Consider the following 22,715-nt stretch of genomic DNA (forward strand, 5'->3'; position numbering starts at 1 on the left):
GGAGGTACCGAGGTGACCGAGCTCAAGCGGCGGCCGCTCCCCCACGACTTCCATCCGCCCGTGCCGTCGTTCACGGTGACGAGCGAGGATGTGAAGGAGGGGGCGACGCTCCAGGATGCTCAGGTCCACGCGGCCGGGAACACCTCGCCGCAGCTGCGGTGGGAGGGTTTCCCGCCGGAGACCAAGAGCTTCGCCGTGACCTGCTACGACCCCGATGCCCCGACGGGCAGCGGGTTCTGGCACTGGGTGCTGTTCGACATCCCGGCCTCGGTGACCGGGCTGCCGGCCGGTGCGGGCGGCGGCGGGTTCGAGGGACTGCCCGAGGGCGCGGTGCACGCGCGCAACGACTACGGCAGCAAGGACTTCGGCGGTGCCGCGCCGCCTCCCGGGGACGGACCGCACCGGTATGTGTTCACGGTGTACGCCGTGGACCAGGAGAAGCTCGGTCCGGACTCGGACGCGTCGCCCGCCGCCGTGGGCTTCAACCTGCGGTTCCACACGCTGGCGCGTGCGCAGCTGATCGGTGAGTACGAGGTTCCCGCGGAATCCTGAGGCGGTCCCGGCGGCCCCGAGGGTTCACGGAACGTTTGCCCGCCCCTGGTCTTGGAATTGATCAGGGGCGGGCATTTTTTTGTTGCCGGGGGTCGCGGGGGTCACCTCCCGCGGGAGCAGCAGATATTGCGTTGTCCATCTCGGCGTGCCCGGCCAGAGTTGATCCCAGCCCGCCGAGGGGTGGGCCGGTGCACACGGGAGGTGGGCTGGTATGCGGGACACGCTGGTTCTCAACGCGAGCTTCGAGCCGTTGTCGACGGTGACGCTGAACCGAGCCGTCGTTCTGGTGCTCCAGGACAAGGCCGTCGTCGAGCAGGCCCACCCCGAGCTGCGGATGCGCGGAGCCGAGGTCGACATACCGGCGCCCCGGGTGATCAGGCTCTGCCAGTACGTGAGGGTGCCGTTCCGAAGACAAGCGCCGTGGTCCAGGCGGGGTGTACTGGTGCGGGACCGGCACCGGTGCGCGTACTGCGGGCGGCGGGCGACGACCGTGGACCACGTGGTGCCGCGGTCGCACGGTGGGCAGGACACGTGGCTGAACACGGTGGCCTCCTGCGCGGAGGACAACCACCGCAAGGCCAACCGGACGCCGGAGCAGGCGGGGATGCCGCTGCTGCGCCGGCCCTTCGAGCCGACGCCGGCCGACGCGATGCTGCTGGCGCTGGGCGCCGAGGAGTTCGAGGCGCTGCCCGAGTGGCTGGCGCTGGACGCGGCGTGAGGGCTTCGCCGTAGGGGCGGGGGTCGCTGCCGGATGCGGGTGCATCGTGGTCGCCCGGGCAGTTCCCCGCGCCCCTGAGGCGGTGTCAGTCGATGGACGGCTTCTCGCGGCGCTCCTGGGCGGGGACGTTGGCCGACGGGCCGTTGCCGCCCGAGCCGCCCCCGATGCCACCGAAGTTGCCCATCGCGCCGGAGAGGCCCTTGAGGGCGTCGCCGATCTCGCTGGGGACGATCCAGAGCTTGTTGGCGTCGCCCTCGGCGATCTTCGGGAGCATCTGGAGGTACTGGTAGGAGAGCAGCTTCTGGTCCGGGTCGCCGGCGTGGATGGCCTCGAAGACCGTACGGACGGCCTGGGCCTCGCCCTCGGCGCGCAGGGCCGCCGCCTTGGCCTCACCCTCGGCGCGCAGGATCTGGGACTGCTTCTCGCCCTCGGCGCGCAGGATCTCGGACTGCCGGACACCTTCGGCCTGGAGGATGGCGGCGCGCTTGTCGCGGTCGGCGCGCATCTGCTTCTCCATCGAGTCCTGGATGGAGGTGGGCGGTTCGATGGCCTTGAGCTCGACCCGGTTGACGCGGATGCCCCACTTGCCGGTGGCCTCGTCGAGGACGCCGCGCAGGGCCGCGTTGATCTCCTCGCGGGAGGTCAGGGTCCGCTCCAGGTCCATGCCGCCGATGATGTTGCGCAGGGTGGTGACGGTGAGCTGCTCGATGGCCTGGATGTAGCTGGCGACCTCGTAGGTGGCGGCCCGGGCGTCGGTCACCTGGTAGTAGATGACGGTGTCGATGTTGACGACCAGGTTGTCCTGGGTGATCACCGGCTGCGGCGGGAAGGGGACGACCTGTTCGCGCAGGTCGATGCGGTTGCGGATGGTGTCGATGAACGGGACGACGATGTTGAGGCCCGCGTTGAGTGTCCGCGTGTAGCGGCCGAAGCGCTCGACGATGGCGGCGCTGGCCTGTGGGATGACTTGGATCGTCTTGATCAGGGCGATGAAGACCAGCACCACCAGGATGATCAGGACGATGATGATCGGTTCCATCGTTGGTTCCCCGAACCCTTCTTAGCCTCGGCGCCTACGGCAGGTCGTGTGCCTGTGGAAGATCCCGCAGTTGAAGATCTTGCTGGTCGAGTCTGACAGACCATCGGTGCAACTGGGGAGTTGTTCGGCCCAGTTGTGTCGTGCGCGGTCACATGATGATCGCTGTGGCTCCCTCGATGTCCACGACGTCCACTTCCTGGCCTACTTCGTAGGCGCGGTCGGCGTCGAGGGCGCGGGCCGACCAGACTTCGCCGGCCAGCTTGATCCGGCCGCCGGAGCCGTCGACGCGTTCCAGCACGACGGCGTGTTTGCCCTTCAGGGCGTCCACCCCGGTGGCGAGTTGGGGCCGTCCGCGGTGTCTGTTGGCGATGGGCCGTACGACGGCGATGAGCGCGGTCGAGACGACGGCGAAGACCGCGACCTGGGCGACGGCGCCGCCGCCGAAGATGCCGGAGACCAGTGCCGCGGCGACGGCGCCCACCGCGAGCATGCCGAGTTCGGGCATCGCGGTGATCACGAGCCCGATGCCGAGTACCGCCGCGCCGATCAGCCACCACAGCCATGCGTCGATGTCCACGTGGTCATGGTAGGTCCGCACACCCGGTCCCCGACAGGGCGCCGATCAGTCGAACGCGGCTCGCCACTCGGGAATTTGGGGATGGCGGGGGCTCAGGGCCACCGGCTTCAGGCCATCGGGAGGCCCTGGGCGGTCCAGCGGTCGCCGACCTGCTCGACGACGAGCGGGAGGCCGAAGCAGAGGGAGAGGTTGCGGGAGGTGAGCTCGAGCTCCAGCGGGCCGGCCGCGAGTACCTTGCCCTGACGGATCATCAGGACGTGGGTGAAGCCCGGGGCGATCTCCTCGACATGGTGCGTCACCATGATCATGGAGGGGGCGATCGGGTCGCGGGCGAGCCGGCCGAGGCGGCGTACCAGGTCCTCGCGGCCGCCGAGGTCGAGACCGGCGGCGGGCTCGTCGAGCAGGAGCAGCTCGGGGTCGGTCATCAGGGCGCGGGCGATGAGGGTGCGCTTGCGCTCGCCCTCGGAGAGGGTGCCGAACCTGCGGTCCAGGTACTCGGACATGCCGAGGCGGTCGAGGAAGGCGCGGGCGCGCTGCTCGTCGATGTCCTCGTACTCCTCCTGCCAGCCGGCGGTCATGCCGTAGGCGGCGGTGAGCACCGTCTGCAGGACCGTCTGCTTCTTGGGGAGCTTGTCGGCCATGGCGATGCCGGCCACACCGATGCGGGGGCGCAGCTCGAAGACGTCGGTGCCGGGCTTGCCGAGGGTCTCGCCGAGGATGGTGGCGGTGCCCTTGCTGGGGTAGAGGTAGCTGGAGGCGAGGTTGAGGAGGGTGGTCTTGCCCGCGCCGTTGGGTCCGAGGATGACCCAGCGCTCGCCCTCCTTGACCGACCAGGAGACCTGGTCCACCAGAGCCCGGTCCTCGCGGACCACGGATACGTCCTGAAGCTCCAGAACATCGCTCATGAGCGCAGTGTCTCCCCTTGCAGTGTGGCCGGGTCTCGGCTGTCGCGTACGCCTGTGGGTCGGTCCGCCGCACCCCGTGGGCGCAGCCCTTCATGAAATCTACGCCACTGGTCGGGCGGGGCATTCCCTCGGTCCGGTTGTTGGGCGCTGTCTAGGGTGTACGCATGCTTTCGGAACCTCGCTCTGGACGTCTTGCCGCTTGGGGAAACGCCCTTCTTGCCGGACTTGTCTCCCCGGACGACGCCGTGCTCGCCGTGGTCGGCGAGGACGCGGTGCACCGGGTGGAGGGGCTGCCGGGTGAGCCGGCGCCCGTAGGGCTCACGCTGGCGCTGGGGCGGCTGCGGGCGCTGGGGGTGACCGGTCTGCGGGTGGCGCTGCCGGTGCCGGGGCATCCGCTGGGGCTGAGCGGGCCGCCGGAGTTCAACGCGCGGGCGCTGGAGGTGGAGGAGGCGGTCGTGTGCGAGGGGGCGGCTCTCGGGCTGGTGCCGGAGGTCCGCGAGGCCGGGCCCGAGGGTGATGTGCATGTGGAGGTGGTGTGGCACTGCCTGCCGGTGCGGGAGGCGCCGCCGGCGGACGTGCCGTCGCTCGGGGAGGCGGAGCGGGAGCTGGCGGAGGCCCTGCGGGAGGCGACGGAGGTGCTGACGCGGCTGGATGTGGCCGGGTCGGGGCCGGTGGCGGAGGCGGCGATCGACGCGTACCGGGCGCGGGCCGCCGCGTCGCGGGGGCTGGAGGTGCTGGCGCCGGGGTATCCGCCTCGGGCGGTGCGGGTGTTGGAGCTGGCGCAGCGGGTGGGGGCGTTGGTCGCGCTGGCGGGGGGCGGGGGGCACGGGGGTGCGGTGAGTGCGTCCGAGATGGCGGCGCGGGCTGTGGCGTTGCGACCGGTGGAGCGGACTGCTCGGCGGGCGCAGGTCGCTGCGTACAACTCCGTTGTGGAGGCGCGGGGGGTGTGACGGGTCCCTCGTTTTCGGGGGTCCGGCGTGAGTGACCGCGCTGTCCGGCGTTTGCGGGGCGCGCGGTGTTGGTGCGGGACGGGGCGGGTCGCGCGGCCCGGCGCTTGCGGGGTGCCGTCGCGCCCACCCGTGCCGCCCCAGCGGCACGACTGCCCGCGGGAGCGGTGGGGTGGGGGTGGGCTTCCGCCCCAGCGGCACGACTGCCCGCGGGAGCGGTGGGGTGGGGGTGGGCTTCCGCCCCAGCGGCACGACTGCCCGCGGGAGCGGTGGGGTGCGGGGATCCGCCCCAGCGGTACGGATGGCTACGGGAGTGGTGGGGCGGGGTGGGGACCCGCACCAGCGGCACGATCGCCCGCAGGAACGGCGGTGGGGGTGGGGTTCCGTCTCAGCGGCACGGATGGCTGCGGGAACGGTGGGGTGGGCCCCGGGGCTTGGTGGGGTGGGCCGGCCGGGGCCTTGGCGTCAGTGGTTGATCGCCGTGTTGCCGAAGGCCGGGTTCAGGAGGCCGATGACGTTGACGCTGTTGCCCGACACGTTGACCGGGATGTCGACCGGGACCTGGATGACGTTGCCGGAGACGACGCCCGGGGAGCCCACGGCCTTGCCGTCGGCGTGGCTGCCGTCGGTGGCGGAGGCCATTCCCGTGCCGGCGGCGAGCAGACCGCCGGCCACCATCGTCACGGCCGCTGCCTTCTTCAGGTTCTTCACTTTCCGAGCCCTCCTTGCGATGACCGCGGCAGGCGCCGCGGTACGCACTGGAGAACGCCCGGCACCGGCCGGGGATACGGCCATCCGGGGGACATTCCCACGACGGTATGAATCTCTGATCGGAGGGGAACCTTCCGCCCGGCCCCCGGCGTCACGGTCAGCCGCTGACGCCGTGGCGCACGGCCCACAGGGCGGCCTGGGTGCGGTCCGCCAGGTCGAGCTTCATCAGGATGTTCGAGACATGGGTCTTCACGGTCTTCTCGGAGAGCACCAGGGCGCGGGCGATCTCCCGGTTGGCGCGGCCGTCGGCTATCAGCCCGAGCACCTCCCGCTCCCGTTCGGTGAGCGCACCGGCACGTCCCGTGCCGGGGCCTGCATCCTCCTGGGACAGCAGCGCGCCGGCCACCTCGGCCTGCAGCAGCACGTGCCCGGCGTGCACGGAGCGGATGGCGCCGGCGAGCGCGTCGGGGTCGATGTCCTTGTACACGTAACCGGCGGCGCCCGCGCGGAGGGCGGGGACCACCGTGCGCTGCTCGGTGAAGCTGGTGACGACCAGCACCCGCGCGGGATGCTCCAGTTCACGGAGCCTGCGCAGCGCGTCCACGCCGTCCATCCCCGGCATCTTGACGTCCATGAGGATGACGTCCGGCGCCAGCTCACCCGCCAGGGCGACTCCCTCGGCGCCGTCCGCGGCCTCGCCGACGACCTCGATGTCGTCCTGCACCTCGAGGAAGGTGCGGAGTCCCCGGCGTACCACCTGGTGGTCGTCGACCAGCAGCACCTTGATCGCGTCAGCCACCGGGCACCTCCATCTCGATCGTGGTGCCCTTGCCGGGCGCCGATTGCACGGTCAGCCTGCCGCCGACCCCGCTCGCCCGGTCCCGCATGGAGACCAGTCCCAGGTGGCGGCCCGCGTTGCGGACGATCCGCGGGTCGAAGCCGCCGCCGTCGTCGCTGACCCGCAGCACCGCTCCGCCGCCGCGCCGGTCCAGGGTGACGTCGACGTGGTCGCCCCCGGAGTGCCGCAGGGCGTTGTGCAGCGCCTCCTGGGCGACGCGCAGCACCGCCTCCTCCTGGGCTGCCGGCAGGGCGCGCACGCCGTTGCCGGTGAAGGTGACGCGCGCGGTGTGGGCCCGGTCGAGGACCTGTGTCTGGGTGCGCAGCGTGGCGACGAGTCCGTCCTCGTCGAGGGCGGCGGGGCGCAGTTCGACGACCGCCGCGCGCAGCTCGTCGGCGGCCTCCGCGGCCAGCGCGGCCACCTGCTGGAGCTCGCCCTTGGCGCGGGAGGGGTCGCGGTCCACGAGGCGGGCGGCGGCCTGGGCGGTGAGCCGCAGGGAGAAGAGCTTCTGGCTGACGGCGTCGTGGAGCTCGTGGGCGAGTCGGGAGCGTTCCTCGGCGATCGTCAGTTCGCGGCTGCGCTCGTAGAGCCGGGCGTTGGTGAGGGCGATCGCGGCGTGCTGGGCGAGGATGCCGAGGAGTTCCTCGTCGTCCTCGGTGAAGCCACAGGTGCCCTCCGGCTTGGGACACCGCTTGTTGGCGAGGAACAGCGCGCCGATGACCTCGTCGCCGTCGCGGATGGGCAGGCCCAGGAAGTCGACCAGATCGGGGTGGGCGCTGGGCCAGCCCTCGAAGCGGGGGTCCCGGCGGACGTCGGCGAGGCGCTGCGGGATGGCCTCGTCGATCATCGCGGCGAGGATGCCGTGCTGGCGCGGCAGGGGGCCGATGGCCTTCCACTGGTCGTCGCTGACGCCGTCGACGACGAACTGGGCGAAGCCGCCGTGGTCGTCGGGCACGCCGAGGGCGGCGTACTGCGCGTCGAGGAGTTCGCGGGCCGAGGCGACGATCGTCTTGAGGACGTCGCGCACCTCGAGGTGCCTGCTCATGGCCAGCAACGCGGAACTGACCGCGGCGAGGCCGGACCGGGGGCCGTGGCTCATGTCCTCACGGTACCGGCGGGCGCCGGCGGCGGGATCGGACGTGCGGCGGCCGTCGGGCGGGCCGTGGGACCTAGGGCGGAGGTCCCGCGGTCCCGGCCGGCGGCGTAGGGCCGCGGGACCGGGGACGGCGGCGTAGGGCGAAGGGACCCGGGGCGCTGCGTCCGGGGCCCGAGGCGGTGACGGCGGGCCCGTCCCTAGGTTGAGGGCACGCCGATCAAGCGGCGTCGGACATCGAGGGGACGGTTGCCATGCCGGTCGCGGTCATCACGGGGGCTTCGAAGGGGCTCGGGGAGGCGCTCGCCGGGGCGCTGGCGGCGCGGGGGTGGGATCTGGTGCTCGACGCGCGGGATCCGGTGCCCCTCGCGGAGGCGGCCGGGCTGGTCTCGGCGCACGGTACGCGGGTGACGGCGCTGCCCGGGGACGTCACGGACGCGGCGCACCGCGCGGAGCTGGTGGCGGCCGCGTGGCGGCTGGGCGGAGTGGATCTGCTGGTGCACAACGCCAGCGCGCTGGGTGCCGAGCCCCTGGTCGCCCTGGAGGAGCTGCCGCTGGAGGGGCTGCGGCGGGCGCTGGAGGTGAACGTGGTGGCGGCGCTGGGTCTGGCGCAGGAGGCGCTGCCGCTGCTCAGGTCGGCGCCGGCCGGGTCGGTGCTGGTGGTCAGCTCGGACGCCGCCGCCGAGGCGTATCCGACGTGGGGCGGGTACGGGGCGTCCAAGGCGGCGCTGGACCAGCTGGCGGCGGTGCTGGCGGTGGAGGAGCCGGGGCTGCGGGTGTGGGCGGTCGATCCCGGGGACATGGCGACGGACCTGTACGCGGCGGCCGTGCCGGACGACGATGCCCCGCGGCCGGAGCCGGCCAGTGTGGTGCCCGCCTTCCTGCGGTTGCTGGACGAGCGGCCGGCGAGCGGTCGCTACACGGCCCCCGCGCTGCTGGAGGAGCGGCGGTGACCGTGATCGCCGGGGTGCCGGAGGAGCTGTCGGCGCGTGTGCCGGTCGAGCAGCGGGGGCCGGGGCTGGACCGGGACTCGGTGCGGCTGCTGGTGTCGCGGGGCACGGCGGTGTCGCACCACGCGTTCGTGGAGCTGCCGAGGCTGCTGCGGGCGGGGGACCTGCTGGTGGTGAACACGTCGCCGACGCTGGCCGCGGCCGTCGGGGGGTGGATCGGGCACGGGCGGGTGGTGGTGCACTTCTCCACGCGCGGTGACGACGGCCGGTGGGCGGTCGAGCTGCGCGATCCCGACGGGCACGGGACCACGCGTGCGCGCGCGGGGGCGCCCGCGGGTACAGAGGTGCGGCTGGCCGGGGGCGTGCGGCTGGTGCTGGAGGAGCCGCTGAGCGCGCGCGGGGAGCGACTGTGGTGGGCGCGCGCGTCGGGGGACGTGCGCGGGGCGCTGCGGGAGTACGGGCGGCCGATCCGGTACGCGTACACGGAGCGGGACCAGCCGTTGTCTGCGTACCAGACGGTGTTCGCGCTGCCGTCGCCGGACGGGGCGGGGAGTGCGGAGATGCCGAGCGCGGGGCGTCCGTTCACCGCGCGGATGGTGACGGAGCTGGTGAGCCGGGGGGTGCAGTTCGCCCCGGTCACGCTGCACTGCGGGGTGGCCTCGCAGGAGGCGCACGAGCCGCCGTACGCGGAGCGGTTCGTGGTGCCGGAGGCGTCGGCGCGGCTGATCGGGGCGGTGCGGGCGGGTGGCGGCCGGGTGATCGCGGTGGGGACGACCGCTGTACGGGCGGTGGAGTCGGCGGCCGGGGCGGACGGTGTGGTGCGGGCCCGCGCGGGGTGGACGGATCTGGTGGTGACGCCCGAGCGGGGGGTGCGGGTGGTGGACGGGCTGCTGACCGGGCTGCACGAGCCGGAGGCCTCGCATCTGCTGATGCTGGAGGCGGTGGCGGGGCGGGCGGCCGTGGGCCGCGGGTACGAGGAGGCGCTGGGCGGGCGCTACCTGTGGCACGAGTTCGGGGACGTGCATCTCGTCCTGCCGGGGTAGGGCCGGTTCCGGCCGCCCGGAGACCCCTCACACAGTGCATTGCTTCAGCAACCTGCGGTGACACCTGGGGGTGTGCTGTGTGAGGCCGGGCATAGGGCGCACGTCACGTACGAAGCGGAGTAGGAGAGACATACCGACCGCGTGAGCGGCCCATACTGCCCAAACTGCCCTGATTTGACCGGCCCTGATCCACTACCCGGCTTCGTACGTCACACCTTTGCTCTGCCATTTTGCGGCCGCTAAGAATGGCTGCGTCGCTCAGCGCCGTGGGTTCTCCCCCGCGGCGTTTGTGCCGGAAGCACCCTGTCCCCACCGGACGTTGAGCGACCTCCGCGCTATTCGAAGAGGTCCACTCCGCATGTCGAAGAACTTCCTCATCCGTGGTCGCAGTCTTGCCCTGACCCGTCACCACAAGATCGCCGCCGCCGGTGTCGCCACCCTCGGCGCCGCCGCCATCGGGTTCTCGGCCATCCCGAGCAACGCGTCCACGGCCACCACGACCGAGGTTGCCGCCCCGACCGCGAAGGTGGCGTACAGCACCGAGCAGATCAAGGGCGTCCACGCCAGCATCACCGACCAGATGGCCGGCGCCAGCCTCCAGGCGGAGCAGATCGCGGCGAAGAAGCAGGCCGCAGCCGAGGCCGCCGCCAAGAAGGAGGCCGCCGCTGCCGCCGCCGAGGCCAAGGCCGAGAAGGCCCGCCAGGCCAAGGAGGCCGCCAGCCGCGCCGCCGAGCGCGCCCAGGTGAAGAAGGCCGCCGCTCCGAAGTCCTACAGCGACAACCTGGACGGCTGGATCCGTGAGTCCCTGGACATCCTGAAGAAGCACGACATCCCCGCCTCCTACGAGGGCATCCACCGCAACATCATGCGGGAGTCCTCGGGCAACCCGAAGGCGATCAACCTCTGGGACATCAACGCCCAGAACGGCATCCCGTCCAAGGGCCTGCTGCAGGTGATCCCGCCGACCTTCGACGCGTACCACGTCCCCGGCACGCCGAAGGACATCTACGACCCGGTCGCCAACATCACTGCCGCCTGCAACTACGCGGCCGACAAGTACGGCACCATGGACAACGTCGACAGCGCGTACTGAGGTCGGCGCGGACCTCTTCTCGCGTATCCGACGACAGAAACGCCGAAGGGCGGCACCCTCCTGACGGGGTGCCGCCCTTCGGGGGTCGTACGGCGATTACTTGCGCATGACCTCGGGCTCGTGCCGGCGCAGGAAGCGGGCCACGAAGAAGCCGCAGATCACGCCGAGGACGATCAGCGCGCCCATGTCCATCGCCCAGGCCCCGGCCGTGTGCTCCCACAGCGGGTCGGTGTCGCCTGCCGTCTCCGGCGGGCTGATCCTGTTGAAGTCCAGCGTGGCGCCCGAGGCGGCGACCGCCCAGCGCGACGGCATCAGGAACGAGAACTGGTTGACGCCGATCGAGCCGTGCAGGGCGAACAGACAGCCGGTGAAGACGACCTGGATGATCGCGAACATCACCAGCAGCGGCATGGTCTTCTCGGCGGTCTTCACCAGCGAGGAGATGATCAGGCCGAACATCATCGAGGTGAAGCCGAGCGCCATGATCGGCACGGAGAGTTCCAGCAGCGTGAAGCCGCCGAAGACCAGGCCCTCCTCCGGGATCTCCCGGCTGGAGAAGCCGATCACGCCGACCAGCAGGCCCTGCAGCACGGTGATCATGCCGAGCACGAACACCTTTGACATCAGGTACGCCGAGCGGGACAGGCCGGTGGCGCGCTCCCGCTCGTAGATGACCCGTTCCTTGATCAGCTCACGCACGGAGTTGGCGGCGCCCGCGAAGCACGCGCCGACCGCGAGTATCAGCAGCACCGTGGTGGCCGTGCCGTTCGGGATGATCCGGCCGGTCTGCGGGTTGGGCGGGTTGGGCAGCAGGCCCTTGTCCGCGTCGATGAGCAGGCTGACCGCGCCGAGCACGGCCGGCAGGATCACCATCAGGGCGAGGAAGCCCTTGTCGGAGACGATCACCGAGACGTAGCGCCGCACCAGTGTCACGAACTGCGACATCCAGCCCTGCGGCTTCGGCGGCTTCATCGCCTGCATCGACGGGACCTGTACGGACTGCGGCGCGACCGCGTCGATGTCCGCGGCGTACATCTGGTAGTGCTGCGAACCCTTCCAGCGGCCCGCCCAGTCGTAGTCGCGGTAGTTCTCGAAGGCGGAGAAGACGTCGGCCCAGGTGTCGTAGCCGAAGAAGTTCAGCGCCTCCTCGGGCGGGCCGAAGTAGGCGACGGAACCGCCGGGCGCCATCACCAGGAGCTTGTCGCAGATCGCCAGCTCGGCCACCGAGTGGGTGACGACGAGGACGGTGCGGCCGTCGTCGGCCAGTCCCCGCAGCAGCTGCATGACGTCGCGGTCCATGCCCGGGTCGAGGCCGGAGGTCGGCTCGTCCAGGAAGATCAGCGACGGCTTGGTGAGCAGCTCCAGGGCGACGGAGACGCGCTTGCGCTGGCCGCCGGAGAGGGACGTGACCTTCTTGTCCTTGTGGATGTCCAGCTTGAGCTCGCGCAGCACCTCGTCGATGCGGGACTCGCGCTCGGCGGCCGTGGTGTCGGCGGGGAAGCGGAGCTTGGCCGCGTACTTGAGGGCCTTCTTGACGGTCAGCTCCTTGTGCAGGATGTCGTCCTGCGGGACCAGACCGATGCGCTGGCGCAGCTCGGCGAACTGCTTGTACAGGTTCCGGTTGTCGTAGAGCACCTCGCCCTGGTTGGCGGGGCGGTAGCCGGTGAGGGCCTTGAGCAGCGTGGACTTGCCGGATCCCGACGGGCCGATGACCGCGATCAGCGACTTCTCGGGGACGCCGAAGGAGACGTCCTTGAGGATCTGCTTGCCGCCGTCGACGGTGACCGTCAGATGACGGGCGGAGAAGGAGACCTCACCGGTGTCGACGAACTCCTCGAGCCGGTCGCCGACGATCCGGAACGTCGAGTGACCGACGCCCACGATGTCGGTGGGACCGAGCAGTTGGGCGCCGCCCTTGGCGATCGGCAGACCGTTGACGTACGTGCCGTTGTGCGAGCCGAGGTCGCGGATCTCCATGCGGCCGTCGGGCGTCGAGTGGAACTCGGCGTGGTTGCGGGAGACCTGGAGGTCGGAGACGACGAGTTCGTTCTCCAGGGCACGGCCGATGCGCATCACACGGCCGAGGGAGAACTGGTGGAACGTGGTGGGGCTGCGGTCGCCGTAGACGGGCGGCGCCCCCGCGCCGCCGGGGCCCTGCTGCTGCGGGATGTGCGGCGCGGGCTGCTGCGGCGCCTGCTGCTGAGGCTGCTGCCAGCCGGGCTGCTGCGCGGGCGGCTGCTGCTGTTGGGGCGCCTGCTGGGCCCAGCCGGCGTTCGCGCCCTGGGCCGCGTACGGCTGCTGGGGCGCGGCGGCCGGGGCCGCGGCTCCGGCGCCGGACAGCGTCACACGCGGGCCGTCGTTCGCGTTGCCCAGGTTCAGCACCGTGTCGGAGCCGAACTCCAGGTGGTGGATCCGCTGTCCCTGCACGAACGTGCCGTTGGTGCTGCCGTGGTCCTCGATGACCCAACCGCGCCCGTTGAAGCTGATGGTGGCGTGACGCCAGGAGACCCTGGCGTCGTCCAGCACGACGTCACCCTGCGGATCGCGTCCGAGGGTGTATGCCCTGGACGGATCGAGCGTCCAGGTCCGTCCGTTTGATTCCAGTACGAGTTCCGGCACTCCATGCCCCACTGAGTTGTCCCCCGAATTTCCCCCATCGCAGGGAGTCTAGGGATGTCGAACATCGGGGGGAACTATTTCAGGCTCGGCCCTCCGACCGAAAGTCGGGCCTTGTCACGAGCGCGCACCAAGGTGTTCACCGTCTTTCGCGGACGAGGGTTGAAATCGGCTCGGAGAGTGGTAAACCACGCGAGGGGGACACGCGCGGTCGTCTCGCCGCGCAGCGGATCGGGGGGTCTGCCATGAGTGCTGCCACGAACGTCCGTTCCGCGGGGCGGCGGGCGCCGGTGCCGTGGGGCGACGTGGTGATGTCGGCGGTCGCCGCGGTGAGCTGGGCGCTGATCGGGATGGCGGGCACGGCCGCGCTCGGACTGCGTCTGCTGGACGCGGACGCGGCCGGCTCGCCGGCACCGATGACCGCCGCGGTAGTGGCGCTGGGGGCGGGCGGTTCGGTCACGCCGTCCGGTGACGTGTCGGCGTTCGGGCTGTCCGGCGCGGAGGCCGGTACGGCCCTGGAGGTCACGCCCCTGGGTGTGGGGCTGGTGGGCGCGCTACTGCTCTCGTTCTTCTTCCTGCGGTCCCTGCGGGCGGCGGGAGTCGTGGTCTCCCTCACCGAACTCCTCGCGCGCGCCGGGGCGGTGGTCGCGCTGTTCGTGGCGTTGGCGGGCGGGCTGGCCCGGGTCGGCCACGACGTGATCACCATCGACGGGGGCGCTCTGGCGCCGGACGACCTGCCGGGTGTGGGCGGGGTGGAGATTCCGGGGCTGGGGGATGTCGGGGGGCTGCTGCCGGACCGGGTGGGTGATCTCGTGGACGCCGAGGCGGCCGTCGGATTCACCGTCGACACGGCGCCGACCCTGCTCGGCGGCCTCTGCTGGGTGGCCGGGGTCCTGCTCGTCGCGCTGCTGGCGTCCCGACGCACTCCCCTGCCGCCCGGCTGGGACGCGGTGCACCGGGTCGTACGGCCGGTGGTGTCCGCCCTCGTCACGGTGCTGCTTGTGGCGGTGGCGGCCGGGCTCGCGGCGGCGGCGTACGCGGCGGTCGGCGACGACCACCCGCGGCGGATCGCGGGGGCGGCGCTGCTGGGGGCGCCGAACGGGGTGTGGACCGGGGTGCCGCTCGGTCTGTTCGTGCCGTGGGACGGGCGGGCGAGCGGGGCGCTGCTCGGGGTGCTGCCCCATCCGGTGGACGACCTGCTGCGGGCCGGCCAGGACCGGCCCGTCACGCTGGGGCGGCTCGCGGAGTACGACGGGCGGGTGTGGCTGCTGGCGGTGGCCGCCGCGCTGATGATGCTGCTGGCGGGGGTGCTGACGGGAGTGCGGACGCCGGTGGGGGTCGCGGCGGACGGCGGGGCGGCCGGTTTCGCGGGGCGGTGCGCGCTGCGGCTGGGCGCCGCTACGGCGGCGGCTCTGCCGTTGCTGGTCTGGCTGACGCAGGTGTCCGCGAACGCCTCGCTGTCCGTGCTGGGCCTCGACGTGTTCGGCGCCGGCGTCGAACTGCGCGGCCGGCTCGGCACGGCGTTCCTGCTGGGCGCGGTGTGGGGGGCCGGCGCGGGTGCGGTGGGGGCGCTGCTGGCACGGGCCTGCGAGGCGGCGGGGGCGCGGGCGGCGCCACTGGCACGGGGTGACACGGGGGCGGCGGAGGGGGTGGCCGGCCGGTGGCCGGAGCAGGTTTTTGAAGGCGGGGTGTCCGGAGGTTCCGGGGGGCCCGGGGCGGGGCCGTATGCGCCGGGGGCGTCCTACCGGCCGCCGAACCCGGACACCAATCCGTATCTGCGGGTGGGACGGGAGCGGTGGGGGTCCCGGGAGCCGGAGGACGCGGTGCCGTCACCGGGTGCCGGTGACCCGCACGGCTCCGGAGAGCGTGACGGGGGCGGCGACGTCTACGGGGCGCCCACCGTGATCGGGCCGGTCGGGCCGCCCCGGCGGGGGTCCGGGCCCGCGGGGCGGAACCGGTCGCCGCTGTGGCCCGACGAGCCACCTCCGCCACCGCCTCCTCCTCCGCCGCCCTCTCCGCGGGCGCCCCGGAAGCCGGACGGCGCGTAAGGTCCGGGACATCCACGCGCCTGCCGCTGTTCACCGTCCGGCAGGCGGACCTCGGAAGCGACGGGCACTGGGTGCCGGATACGGTGGGAGCACCATGAGCGCATCGCAGACCTCTGACGTCCCCACCCTCCTTGTGAAGATCTTCGGCAAGGACAGGCCGGGCATCACGGCCGGCCTCTTCGACACCCTCGCCGCGTACTCGGTCGACGTCGTCGACATCGAGCAGGTCGTGACGCGGGGCCGCATCGTGCTCTGCGCGCTCGTGACCGAGCCGCCCAGCGGCCTGGAGGGGGACCTCCGGGCGACCGTCCACAGCTGGGCGGAGTCGATGAAGATGCAGGCCGAGATCATCTCCGGTCTGGGCGACAACCGTCCGCGCGGGCTCGGCCGCTCCCTGGTCACCGTGCTGGGCCACCCCCTCACCTCGGAGGCGACGGCGACGATCGCCGCGCGGATCACCAAGGCAGGCGGCAACATCGACCGCATCTTCCGGCTCGCCAAGTACCCGGTGACGGCGGTGGAGTTCGCGGTGTCGGGCGTGGAGACGGAGCCGCTGCGGACCGCGCTGGTGACCGACGCGGCGCGGTTCGGGGTGGACATCGCCGTGGTCGGCGCGGGGCTGTACCGCAGGGCGCAGCGCCTGGTCGTCATGGATGTGGACTCCACCCTCATCCAGGACGAGGTGATCGAGCTCTTCGCCGCGCACGCCGGCTGCGAGGGCGAGGTCGCCGAGGTGACGGCGTCCGCGATGCGCGGGGAGCTGGACTTCGAGCAGTCGCTGCACGCGCGGGTGGCGCTGCTGAAGGGGCTGGACGCCTCCGTGGTGGACAAGGTGCGCAGCGAGGTGCGGCTGACGCCGGGCGCGCGCACCCTGATCCGTACGCTGAAGCGCCTCGGTTACCAAGTGGGCGTGGTCTCGGGTGGCTTCACCCAGGTGACGGACGACCTCAAGGAGCGGCTGGGGCTGGACTTCGCCCAGGCCAACACCCTGGAGATCGTCGACGGGAAGCTGACGGGGCGGGTCACCGGGGAGATCGTGGACCGGGCGGGCAAGGCCCGGCTGCTGCGGCGGTTCGCCGCCGAGGCGGGCGTGCCGCTGTCGCAGACGGTGGCGATCGGTGACGGTGCGAACGATCTGGACATGCTGAACGCGGCGGGGCTGGGCGTGGCCTTCAACGCCAAGCCGGTGGTGCGGGAGGCGGCGCACACCGCGGTGAACGTCCCCTTCCTGGACACGGTCCTCTACCTGCTGGGCGTCACCCGCGAGGAGGTCGAGGCGGCGGACACGCTGGACGTGGACTGAGCCGCCGGACCGAGCCGCCCGTCCCCGGAGCAGGGGAACGGCCGGGGCCCGCCCACCGACGTCCGTCGGTGGGCGGGCCCCGGCCGTGCGGGTGTCACTCGGTCGGCGCCCAGTAGTCGGCCAGCGTGCCGACGCCGGGCTCGAGGGACTTCCAGGAACCGGTGAAGGACAGGACCGCGAATGCGGCGGCCGGGTAGCCGCGCCGGCTCATGCGCTCGCGGGCGTCGCCCTCCGCCGCGCCGGCTAGGACGTCGGCGAGCGCCTGGACGCCTGGGTTGTGGCCGACCAGGAGGACGTTCTGCGCGTCGTCGGGGGTTTCGTTGAGCAGGGCGATCAGCTCACCGGGCGAAGCCTCGTAGATCCGCTCCTCGTAGACGGTCTTCGGGCGCTCCGGGAACTCGTGCACCGCGAGCTTCCAGGTCTCCCGCGTCCGGACCGAGGTGGAGCACAGGGCCAGATCGAAGGCGATGCCGGTGTCGGCGAGCTTGCGTCCGGCGACGGCGGCGTCCATACGGCCCCGCTCGGCGAGCGGGCGCTCGTGGTCGGACACCGGGGGCCAGTCGGCTTTCGCATGCCGGAAAAGGACAATCCTGCGAGGTTCTGCGACGCTCATGTGACCCAGCTTCGCATGAAACAGGCCACGAGGCGCAGGGAGTTGACCGGCGCCTCCGGGAGGGTTCAGCGGGCTATGAGCTGCTGCGCACGCTCGACGAGGTGGGTGAGCGCGGGCTCACCCGTGGCGGCGTGGGCGTCGGAGGGGTTGAGGACCAGGGTGAGCAGGGCGACGAAGGCGAGGGTGGGCAAGGCCAGGGCCCACCACGGCAGCCGGGTGTCGACGCCGCCCCGGGGGGCCGGGTGGGGCCGGGTGTGCGTGTGCGCCGACATGGGGCCTCCGCTCTTCGCAACGGTCCGTGGCCGGCCGTGCGCGGCCACATCTCGAAGGTACGGATCGTCCGGGCCTCAACCCATCCGGTGATCCACCCACTTGACCCTGAGCCTGGCCCCCTAGGGGATGGGGGTGCTGGCACCACCATGGGGCGCGGGGGTGCCCCCGAAGGTGCCCCCGGGGGGTGTCATGGCGCGAGGATCGTCGCGATCACGCCGATGACGATGAAGATGGCGAAGAACGTGCCGAAGACGAGGAGCATCTTCTTCTGGCCGTTTTGCGGATTCGGGTCGAGGACTGGCATGGGGTCAGTCTCGCACCTTGTTCGCCTGCGGCGGGCTTCGGGGGTGTTGCGGCGGGGCGTGCGCCGGGGCGGTCCGCTGACCGGTGTGCTGCCGGGCGCGGGGGTCGGTGCGGGGCGGGGGGTGTCGCGCAGCCCGGCGCTTGCGGGGTGCCGTCGCGCCCACCCGTGCCGCCCCAGCGGCACGACTGCCCGCGGGAGCGGTGGGCTGCGCCGCGGACGCCGGGCGGCGGGGCGCTGCCCCACGGAGCAGCCCTGCGGCACGACTGCCCGCGGAGTGCGGTGGGCTGCGCCGCGGAGGCCGGGCGGCGGGGTGCTGCCCGCGGGTCCGGAGGGTGGGGGTGGCGCCCGGGGAGGGCCGGAGGCCGGGGCGGTGCCCGCGGAGCCGGTGGGTGGTTAGTGGGAGGGGGTGGGGGGTTGGGATTCGTCTTCTACTGTGCGGGGGCGGCCGGCGAGGACGCCTACGGCCATCTGCGGGATCATCAGGGCGGCCATCAGGGCGATCGGCAGCCCCCAGCCGCCGCTGTGCTGGTAGAGCACGCCCACCAGGAGCGGCCCGGGGATGGAGATCAGATAGCCGGTGCTCTGCGCGAAGGCCGACAGCTGGGCCACGCCCGCGCCGGTCCTGGCCCGCATCCCGACCATGGTGAGCGCCAGCGGGAACGCGCAGTTCGCGATGCCCAGCAGCACCGCCCAGACCCAGGCCCCGGCGGCCGGAGCGAGGTACAGGCCCGCGTATCCGACGAGACCGCTGACGCCCAGCGCGAGCGCGATGGGCCCCTGGTGGGGCAGCCTGGTGGCGAGGCGTGGGATGACGAAGGCCAGCGGCACGCCCATCACCATGGTCACCGCGAGGAGCAGCCCGGCGGTGCCGGCCGGCACGCCCGCGTCCCGGAAGATCTGCGCCATCCAGCCCATGGTGATGTAGGCGGCGGTGGCCTGGAGCCCGAAGAAGACGGCCAGCGCCCAGGCGGTGCGGCTGCGGGTGATGCGCAGCGGCGGCGCGTCCGCGGGGGTGACAGGCTCGGTCCGTGCGCCGTGTGCCCCGTCCCGCTGCCGGTCCCGGCCGCGCACGAAGGGGACCCACGGCAGTACGGCGGCGACCGCCAGGGCCGCCCAGACGGCGAGGCCCGACTGCCAGTTCCCGCCCAGCGCGCCGGTCAGTGGCACGGTCGCCGCCGCGGCCGTGGCGGTGCCCAGGGCGAGGGCCATGGAGTACAGGCCGGTCATGGAGCCGACCCGGTCGGGGAACCAGCGCTTGACGATGACCGGCATCAGCACGTTGCTGACGGCGATGCCCATCAGCGCCAGCGCGCTGGCGGCCAGGAAGGCCGCCGTGCCGCCGACGTACGGGCGTATCAGCAGGCCGGCGCCGATGGCGACCATGCCGGCGCAGACCACCGCGCCCGCCCCGAAGCGGCGGGCCAGCCGGGGCGCGGTGACACCGAAGACGGCGAAGCACAGCGGCGGCACGGAGGTGAGCAGTCCGGCCACGCTGCCGCTCATGCCGAGCCCGTCCCGGACCTCCTCGAGGAGTGCGCCGAGGCTGGTGATGGCGGGGCGGAGGTTCAGGGCGGCCAGCACGATGCCGATGACGAGCAGCCGCGTCCGCCAGGGGCGCGCGGCGGGCGTCCCGGGGGCGGTCCGGGCCGCATGCGGGGCCGGCGTGCGTACGGTCGTGGACGTGAGCGTCCGGGTTTCCTCGCGAGCCATGCGGACCATCATAGAATCATTGGATGATTGGTTGTCCATGTCGAAGCCGCCGTGCGGCGCCCCCGTCGTGCGAAGGTGAGTCATGCCGCTGAGTCATCCGCGCCGTTCGGCACTGTCCGAGCAGGTCATCGCCGCCCTCCGCACCCAGATCACCTCGGGCGAGTGGGCGGTCGGCACCCGCATCCCGACCGAGCCCGAGCTGGTCGAACAGCTGGGGGTGGCCCGCAACACGGTCCGTGAGGCCGTCCGCGCGCTGGCGCACAACGGGCTGCTGGACATCCGCCAGGGATCGGGCACGTACGTGGTGGCCACGAGCGAGCTGGCGGGCGTGATGCACCGCCGTTTCGCGGGCGCGGACCCCCGGCACATCGCCGAGCTGCGTTCGACGCTGGAGTCGTCGGCGGCGCGGCTGGCCGCCGAGCGGCGCACGGAGAAGGACCTCAAGCAGATCGACACCCTGCTGCTGCGCCGGGAGGAGGCCTGGGAGTCGGGCGAGGAGGAGGCGTTCGTGGCGGCGGACGCGACGTTCCACCTGGCCGTGGTGGCCGCCTCGCACAACGACGTGCTGACCGCGATGTACGCGGATCTCAGCGAGGTGCTGCGGGACTGGCTGCGCGGCGACGTGAACGGGGACATGTCCCCGCGGTCGCACATGGACCACGGGCGGCTGGTGGACGCGATCCGCGCGGGTGACGCGGCGACGGCGGCCGAGGAGGCCGCCGCCTATCCGTTCGTGTGCCGTCCCGGGCGGATCGGGCCGCCCTCCGCCGCGCGGGGATGAGCCGGGGGGGGCGGACGAGCGGGGGCGGGCGACGCGAAGGGCCCGCGCCCCTTCCGGGACGCGGGCCCTCGTGGGGCGTACGGTCAGGCGCCGATGGCGTGCAGACCGCCGTCGACGTGGACGATCTCGCCCGTCGTCTTCGGGAACCAGTCGCTCAGCAGGGCGACGACACCGCGGCCGGCCGGCTCGGGGTCCTTGAGGTCCCACTCCAGCGGGGCGCGGCTGTCCCACACGGAGGCCAGCTCGCCGAAGCCCGGGATGGACTTGGCGGCCATGGAACCGAGCGGACCCGCCGAGATGAGGTTGCAGCGGATGTTCTGCTTGCCCAGGTCGCGGGCCATGTAGCGGTTGGTGGCCTCCAGGGCGGCCTTCGCCGGGCCCATCCAGTCGTACTGCGGCCAGGCGTACTGCGCGTCGAAGGTGAGGCCGACGACGGAGCCGCCGTTCTGCATCAGCGGCAGGCAGGCCATGGTCAGCGACTTCAGGGAAAACGCCGAGACGTGCATGGCCGTGGCGACGGACTCGAACGGGGTGTTGAGGAAGTTGCCGCCGAGCGCGTCCTGCGGCGCGAAGCCGATGGAGTGCACGACGCCGTCGAGGCCGCCGAGCTCCTCGCCGACGACGTCGGCCAGCCGGCCCAGGTGCTCGTCGTTGGTGACGTCGAGCTCGATGACCTTGGTGGGCTTGGGCAGCCGCTTGGCGATGCGCTCGGTCAGGGTGGGCCGCGGGAACGCGGTCAGGATGATCTCAGCGCCCTGCTCCTGGGCCAGCCGGGCGGTGTGGAAGGCGATGGAGGACTCCATCAGCACACCGGTGATCAGGACGCGCTTGCCCTCGAGAATTCCGCTCATGGTGTTTCAGTGACCCATTCCCAGTCCGCCGTCAACGGGGATGACGGCTCCAGTGATGTACGAGGCGTCGTCCGAGGCGAGGAACCGCACCGCCGCGGCGATCTCGTCCGGCTTCGCGTACCTGCCCAGCGGCACCTGCGACACGATCTTCGCCCGCTGGTCGTCGGTGAGCGCCTTGGTCATGTCGGTGTCGACGAAACCGGGCGCGACGACGTTGAAGGTGATGTTGCGCGAGCCCAGCTCACGGGCGAGGGAACGCGCGAAGCCGACCAGGCCGGCCTTGGAGGCGGCGTAGTTCGCCTGCCCCGCGGAGCCGAGCAGGCCGACCACCGAGGAGATCAGCACGACGCGGCCCTTCTTGGCGCGCAGCATGCCGCGGTTGGCGCGCTTGACGACCCGGAAGGTGCCGGTGAGGTTGGTGTCGAGGACCGTGCTGAAGTCCTCCTCGGTCATGCGCATGAGGAGCTGGTCCTTGGTGACACCGGCGTTGGCCACGAGCACCTCGACGGTGCCGTGCGCCTCCTCGATCTCCTTGTAGGCCTGCTCCACCTGCTCGGGGTCGGTGATGTCGCACTTGACGGCGAGGAAGCCGGCCGGCGGCTCCCCCGAGCGGTACGTGACGGCGACCTTGTCGCCGGCGTCGGCGAACGCACGGGCGATGGCGAGGCCGATGCCCCGGTTGCCTCCGGTGACGAGAACCGAGCGGCTCAACGGATCACCCTTTCGATAGCGGTCTGGTTCACCCGCCCGGACACCCTGATGACAGGCGGCTTCCCCGAAAACCTATCGGTCCGGGCCCGCCCCGGGACATTGGGGCACCGACAGTGGCTCCCGTGGCCTCCTGTCGGGTTCCTACAGTTCGCGTAGTTCGTGGACCCGGTCAGTCCGTCATCCCCGGTGCGTGAGCGGACAGCCCTTCGGCGCGAGCGGTCTCGAGCATCCTGCGGTCGTAGGTCACCAGGGCGGTCAGGTCGTCCCTCAGGGAGAGCGCGCTGGCCACGTGAATCGCGTCCAGCGTCCTCAGGCGCCCGACCAGCGGAGCCGCCGAGTCACGCACCTCACGGGTGAGGAGGATCTCGGTGATCCGGGCGTCCAGGTCCTCCATGGCCTTCGGAAAGTGCCCCATGAGGTCCAGGGTCCGTGCGGTCTCCACGAAACCGAGCGTGCTGGTGGCGAGCGGCTCCGTGGCCCGTGCCTGGAGGAAGGCGTCCAGCGCGTCCCAGTGACTGCGCCGGGTCATCCAGGTGACCAGCGCGGTCGTGTCCATGTAGATCAACGGTCGTCGTCTTCGCGCTCGGCCATCAGCAGCGCCACGGGATCGACGTCGTCCGGCACCTCGTAGTGCGGCATGCTGTGCCGCTCGGCGGCGGTGACCGGCTTCAGCTTGATCTTCCCCTGCGCCACCAGGTGCGCGTACCGCTCCATGGGGCTACCGGCCGGTGACAGTATCGCGATCACGTTGCCGTGGCGGGTGACCTCGATCGCCTCGCCCTTCTCGACGCGGGCGAAGACGGCGCTGGGGTTGTACGAGAACTCGCGGACGGAAATGGTGCTCACACCGCGCTCCCCTCATGGCAAGCAGGTTGTGCGTACATGCACCCGGGAGTACCTACATCTGACCCGTCGCGGTCGCCTTCACAGGGTGCCGCCGGGCATCGGACACTTCGACGCCGACGAGGCCCGCGGTCCAGGCATTTCGGGGGAGCACGGCACCTGGGACGTGGTTCACTGCCTGACGACGGCCACCGCA

General features: G+C 72.2%; 24 protein-coding genes. 9 read left to right on the forward strand and 15 right to left on the reverse strand.

What is annotated here, in order from left to right; genetic code table 11:
* The first annotated feature begins 12 nt into the window (after positions 1-12).
* Positions 13-552 carry a YbhB/YbcL family Raf kinase inhibitor-like protein gene (locus CNQ36_RS07710; RefSeq protein ID WP_004933171.1) on the forward strand — a complete coding sequence of 180 codons (540 nt, stop codon included), beginning with the start codon at positions 13-15 and terminating at the stop codon, positions 550-552.
* Between the two features lie 211 nt (positions 553-763).
* Positions 764-1,270: an HNH endonuclease gene (locus CNQ36_RS07715; RefSeq protein ID WP_004933169.1), complete on the forward strand. Its 507-nt coding sequence runs from the start codon at positions 764-766 to the stop codon at positions 1,268-1,270.
* Positions 1,271-1,355: 85 nt separating this feature from the next.
* On the opposite strand, the gene CNQ36_RS07720 is transcribed toward CNQ36_RS07715, so the two are convergent.
* The 3 genes from CNQ36_RS07720 to CNQ36_RS07730 form a co-directional block, all read right to left on the reverse strand.
* Positions 1,356-2,309: an SPFH domain-containing protein gene (locus CNQ36_RS07720; protein WP_004933168.1), complete on the reverse strand. Its 954-nt coding sequence runs from the start codon at positions 2,307-2,309 to the stop codon at positions 1,356-1,358.
* 148 nt (positions 2,310-2,457) lie between these two features.
* Positions 2,458-2,886 (reverse strand): NfeD family protein, encoded by a 429-nt coding sequence (locus CNQ36_RS07725; RefSeq protein WP_121548392.1) that lies wholly within the window; start codon positions 2,884-2,886, stop codon positions 2,458-2,460.
* Between the two features lie 107 nt (positions 2,887-2,993).
* Positions 2,994-3,791: an ABC transporter ATP-binding protein gene (locus CNQ36_RS07730; protein WP_121545441.1), complete on the reverse strand. Its 798-nt coding sequence runs from the start codon at positions 3,789-3,791 to the stop codon at positions 2,994-2,996.
* Between the two features lie 164 nt (positions 3,792-3,955).
* Here CNQ36_RS07730 and CNQ36_RS07735 point away from each other — a divergent pair, with 164 nt between their 5' ends.
* Positions 3,956-4,741 carry a hypothetical protein gene (locus tag CNQ36_RS07735; protein ID WP_121545442.1) on the forward strand — a complete coding sequence of 262 codons (786 nt, stop codon included), beginning with the start codon at positions 3,956-3,958 and terminating at the stop codon, positions 4,739-4,741.
* A gap of 462 nt (positions 4,742-5,203) precedes the next feature.
* Here the strand turns inward: CNQ36_RS07735 and CNQ36_RS07740 are convergent, their stop codons facing one another.
* The 3 genes from CNQ36_RS07740 to CNQ36_RS07750 form a co-directional block, all read right to left on the reverse strand.
* Entirely contained in the window at positions 5,204-5,449 is a 246-nt protein-coding gene (locus CNQ36_RS07740) for a chaplin (protein WP_004933155.1), read from the reverse strand.
* A 157-nt stretch (positions 5,450-5,606) separates the two neighbouring features.
* Positions 5,607-6,248 (reverse strand): response regulator, encoded by a 642-nt coding sequence (locus CNQ36_RS07745; protein ID WP_121545443.1) that lies wholly within the window; start codon positions 6,246-6,248, stop codon positions 5,607-5,609.
* Positions 6,241-7,386, reverse strand: a complete 1,146-nt coding sequence (locus CNQ36_RS07750) for a GAF domain-containing sensor histidine kinase (protein ID WP_004933149.1) — start codon at positions 7,384-7,386, stop codon at positions 6,241-6,243. Before CNQ36_RS07750 ends, CNQ36_RS07745 begins: the two co-directional genes overlap by 8 nt.
* A gap of 248 nt (positions 7,387-7,634) precedes the next feature.
* On the opposite strand from CNQ36_RS07750, the gene CNQ36_RS07755 reads away from it, so the two are divergent.
* The 3 genes from CNQ36_RS07755 to CNQ36_RS07765 all read left to right on the forward strand — a co-directional run bounded on the left by CNQ36_RS07755 (position 7,635) and on the right by CNQ36_RS07765 (position 10,466).
* Positions 7,635-8,333, forward strand: a complete 699-nt coding sequence (locus tag CNQ36_RS07755) for an SDR family NAD(P)-dependent oxidoreductase (protein WP_121545444.1) — start codon at positions 7,635-7,637, stop codon at positions 8,331-8,333.
* Positions 8,330-9,373 (forward strand): S-adenosylmethionine:tRNA ribosyltransferase-isomerase, encoded by a 1,044-nt coding sequence (locus CNQ36_RS07760; RefSeq protein WP_121545445.1) that lies wholly within the window; start codon positions 8,330-8,332, stop codon positions 9,371-9,373. The genes CNQ36_RS07755 and CNQ36_RS07760 overlap by 4 nt, the downstream gene beginning before the upstream one ends.
* Before the next feature lie 358 nt (positions 9,374-9,731).
* Positions 9,732-10,466: a transglycosylase SLT domain-containing protein gene (locus CNQ36_RS07765; RefSeq protein WP_121545446.1), complete on the forward strand. Its 735-nt coding sequence runs from the start codon at positions 9,732-9,734 to the stop codon at positions 10,464-10,466.
* Between the two features lie 96 nt (positions 10,467-10,562).
* On the opposite strand, the gene CNQ36_RS07770 is transcribed toward CNQ36_RS07765, so the two are convergent.
* The gene (locus tag CNQ36_RS07770) at positions 10,563-13,085 is read right to left on the reverse strand and encodes an ABC transporter ATP-binding protein/permease (protein WP_206278436.1); all 2,523 of its coding nucleotides are present in this window, start codon (positions 13,083-13,085) and stop codon (positions 10,563-10,565) included.
* 242 nt (positions 13,086-13,327) lie between these two features.
* Between CNQ36_RS07770 and CNQ36_RS07775 the strand changes: the two genes are divergently transcribed.
* Both CNQ36_RS07775 and serB read left to right on the forward strand, forming a co-directional pair.
* On the forward strand, positions 13,328-15,130 hold the full coding sequence (locus CNQ36_RS07775; RefSeq protein WP_121545447.1) for a streptophobe family protein: 1,803 nt from the start codon (positions 13,328-13,330) through the stop codon (positions 15,128-15,130).
* Between the two features lie 94 nt (positions 15,131-15,224).
* Positions 15,225-16,433 carry a phosphoserine phosphatase SerB gene (serB, locus tag CNQ36_RS07780; RefSeq protein ID WP_040907552.1) on the forward strand — a complete coding sequence of 403 codons (1,209 nt, stop codon included), beginning with the start codon at positions 15,225-15,227 and terminating at the stop codon, positions 16,431-16,433.
* Between the two features lie 94 nt (positions 16,434-16,527).
* On the opposite strand, the gene CNQ36_RS07785 is transcribed toward serB, so the two are convergent.
* From CNQ36_RS07785 to CNQ36_RS07800, 4 genes are all read right to left on the reverse strand, one after another.
* Positions 16,528-17,046, reverse strand: a complete 519-nt coding sequence (locus CNQ36_RS07785; protein WP_121545448.1) for a SixA phosphatase family protein — start codon at positions 17,044-17,046, stop codon at positions 16,528-16,530.
* 65 nt (positions 17,047-17,111) lie between these two features.
* The gene (locus CNQ36_RS07790) at positions 17,112-17,318 is read right to left on the reverse strand and encodes a hypothetical protein (protein WP_040907551.1); all 207 of its coding nucleotides are present in this window, start codon (positions 17,316-17,318) and stop codon (positions 17,112-17,114) included.
* A 188-nt stretch (positions 17,319-17,506) separates the two neighbouring features.
* Positions 17,507-17,623, reverse strand: coding sequence for an SGM_5486 family transporter-associated protein (locus CNQ36_RS35575; protein WP_086014715.1), 117 nt, complete (start codon positions 17,621-17,623; stop codon positions 17,507-17,509).
* 393 nt (positions 17,624-18,016) lie between these two features.
* On the reverse strand, positions 18,017-19,345 hold the full coding sequence (locus CNQ36_RS07800) for a CynX/NimT family MFS transporter (RefSeq protein ID WP_121545449.1): 1,329 nt from the start codon (positions 19,343-19,345) through the stop codon (positions 18,017-18,019).
* Between the two features lie 70 nt (positions 19,346-19,415).
* On the opposite strand from CNQ36_RS07800, the gene CNQ36_RS07805 reads away from it, so the two are divergent.
* Complete coding sequence (locus tag CNQ36_RS07805) at positions 19,416-20,114, forward strand: FadR/GntR family transcriptional regulator (protein WP_121545450.1); 699 nt, start codon at positions 19,416-19,418, stop codon at positions 20,112-20,114.
* Between the two features lie 83 nt (positions 20,115-20,197).
* On the opposite strand, the gene fabI is transcribed toward CNQ36_RS07805, so the two are convergent.
* The 4 genes from fabI to CNQ36_RS07825 form a co-directional block, all read right to left on the reverse strand.
* Positions 20,198-20,965, reverse strand: coding sequence for an enoyl-ACP reductase FabI (gene fabI / locus CNQ36_RS07810; protein WP_004933117.1), 768 nt, complete (start codon positions 20,963-20,965; stop codon positions 20,198-20,200).
* 6 nt (positions 20,966-20,971) lie between these two features.
* Positions 20,972-21,676 (reverse strand): 3-oxoacyl-[acyl-carrier-protein] reductase, encoded by a 705-nt coding sequence (gene fabG / locus CNQ36_RS07815; RefSeq protein WP_121545451.1) that lies wholly within the window; start codon positions 21,674-21,676, stop codon positions 20,972-20,974.
* A gap of 169 nt (positions 21,677-21,845) precedes the next feature.
* Positions 21,846-22,232 carry a type II toxin-antitoxin system VapC family toxin gene (locus CNQ36_RS07820; protein WP_121548393.1) on the reverse strand — a complete coding sequence of 129 codons (387 nt, stop codon included), beginning with the start codon at positions 22,230-22,232 and terminating at the stop codon, positions 21,846-21,848.
* Positions 22,233-22,237: 5 nt separating this feature from the next.
* Positions 22,238-22,522 carry a type II toxin-antitoxin system Phd/YefM family antitoxin gene (locus CNQ36_RS07825; RefSeq protein WP_121545452.1) on the reverse strand — a complete coding sequence of 95 codons (285 nt, stop codon included), beginning with the start codon at positions 22,520-22,522 and terminating at the stop codon, positions 22,238-22,240.
* Positions 22,523-22,715: the final 193 nt, after the last annotated feature.

This window comes from Streptomyces fungicidicus, from assembly GCF_003665435.1.
Classification (GTDB): domain Bacteria; phylum Actinomycetota; class Actinomycetes; order Streptomycetales; family Streptomycetaceae; genus Streptomyces; species Streptomyces fungicidicus.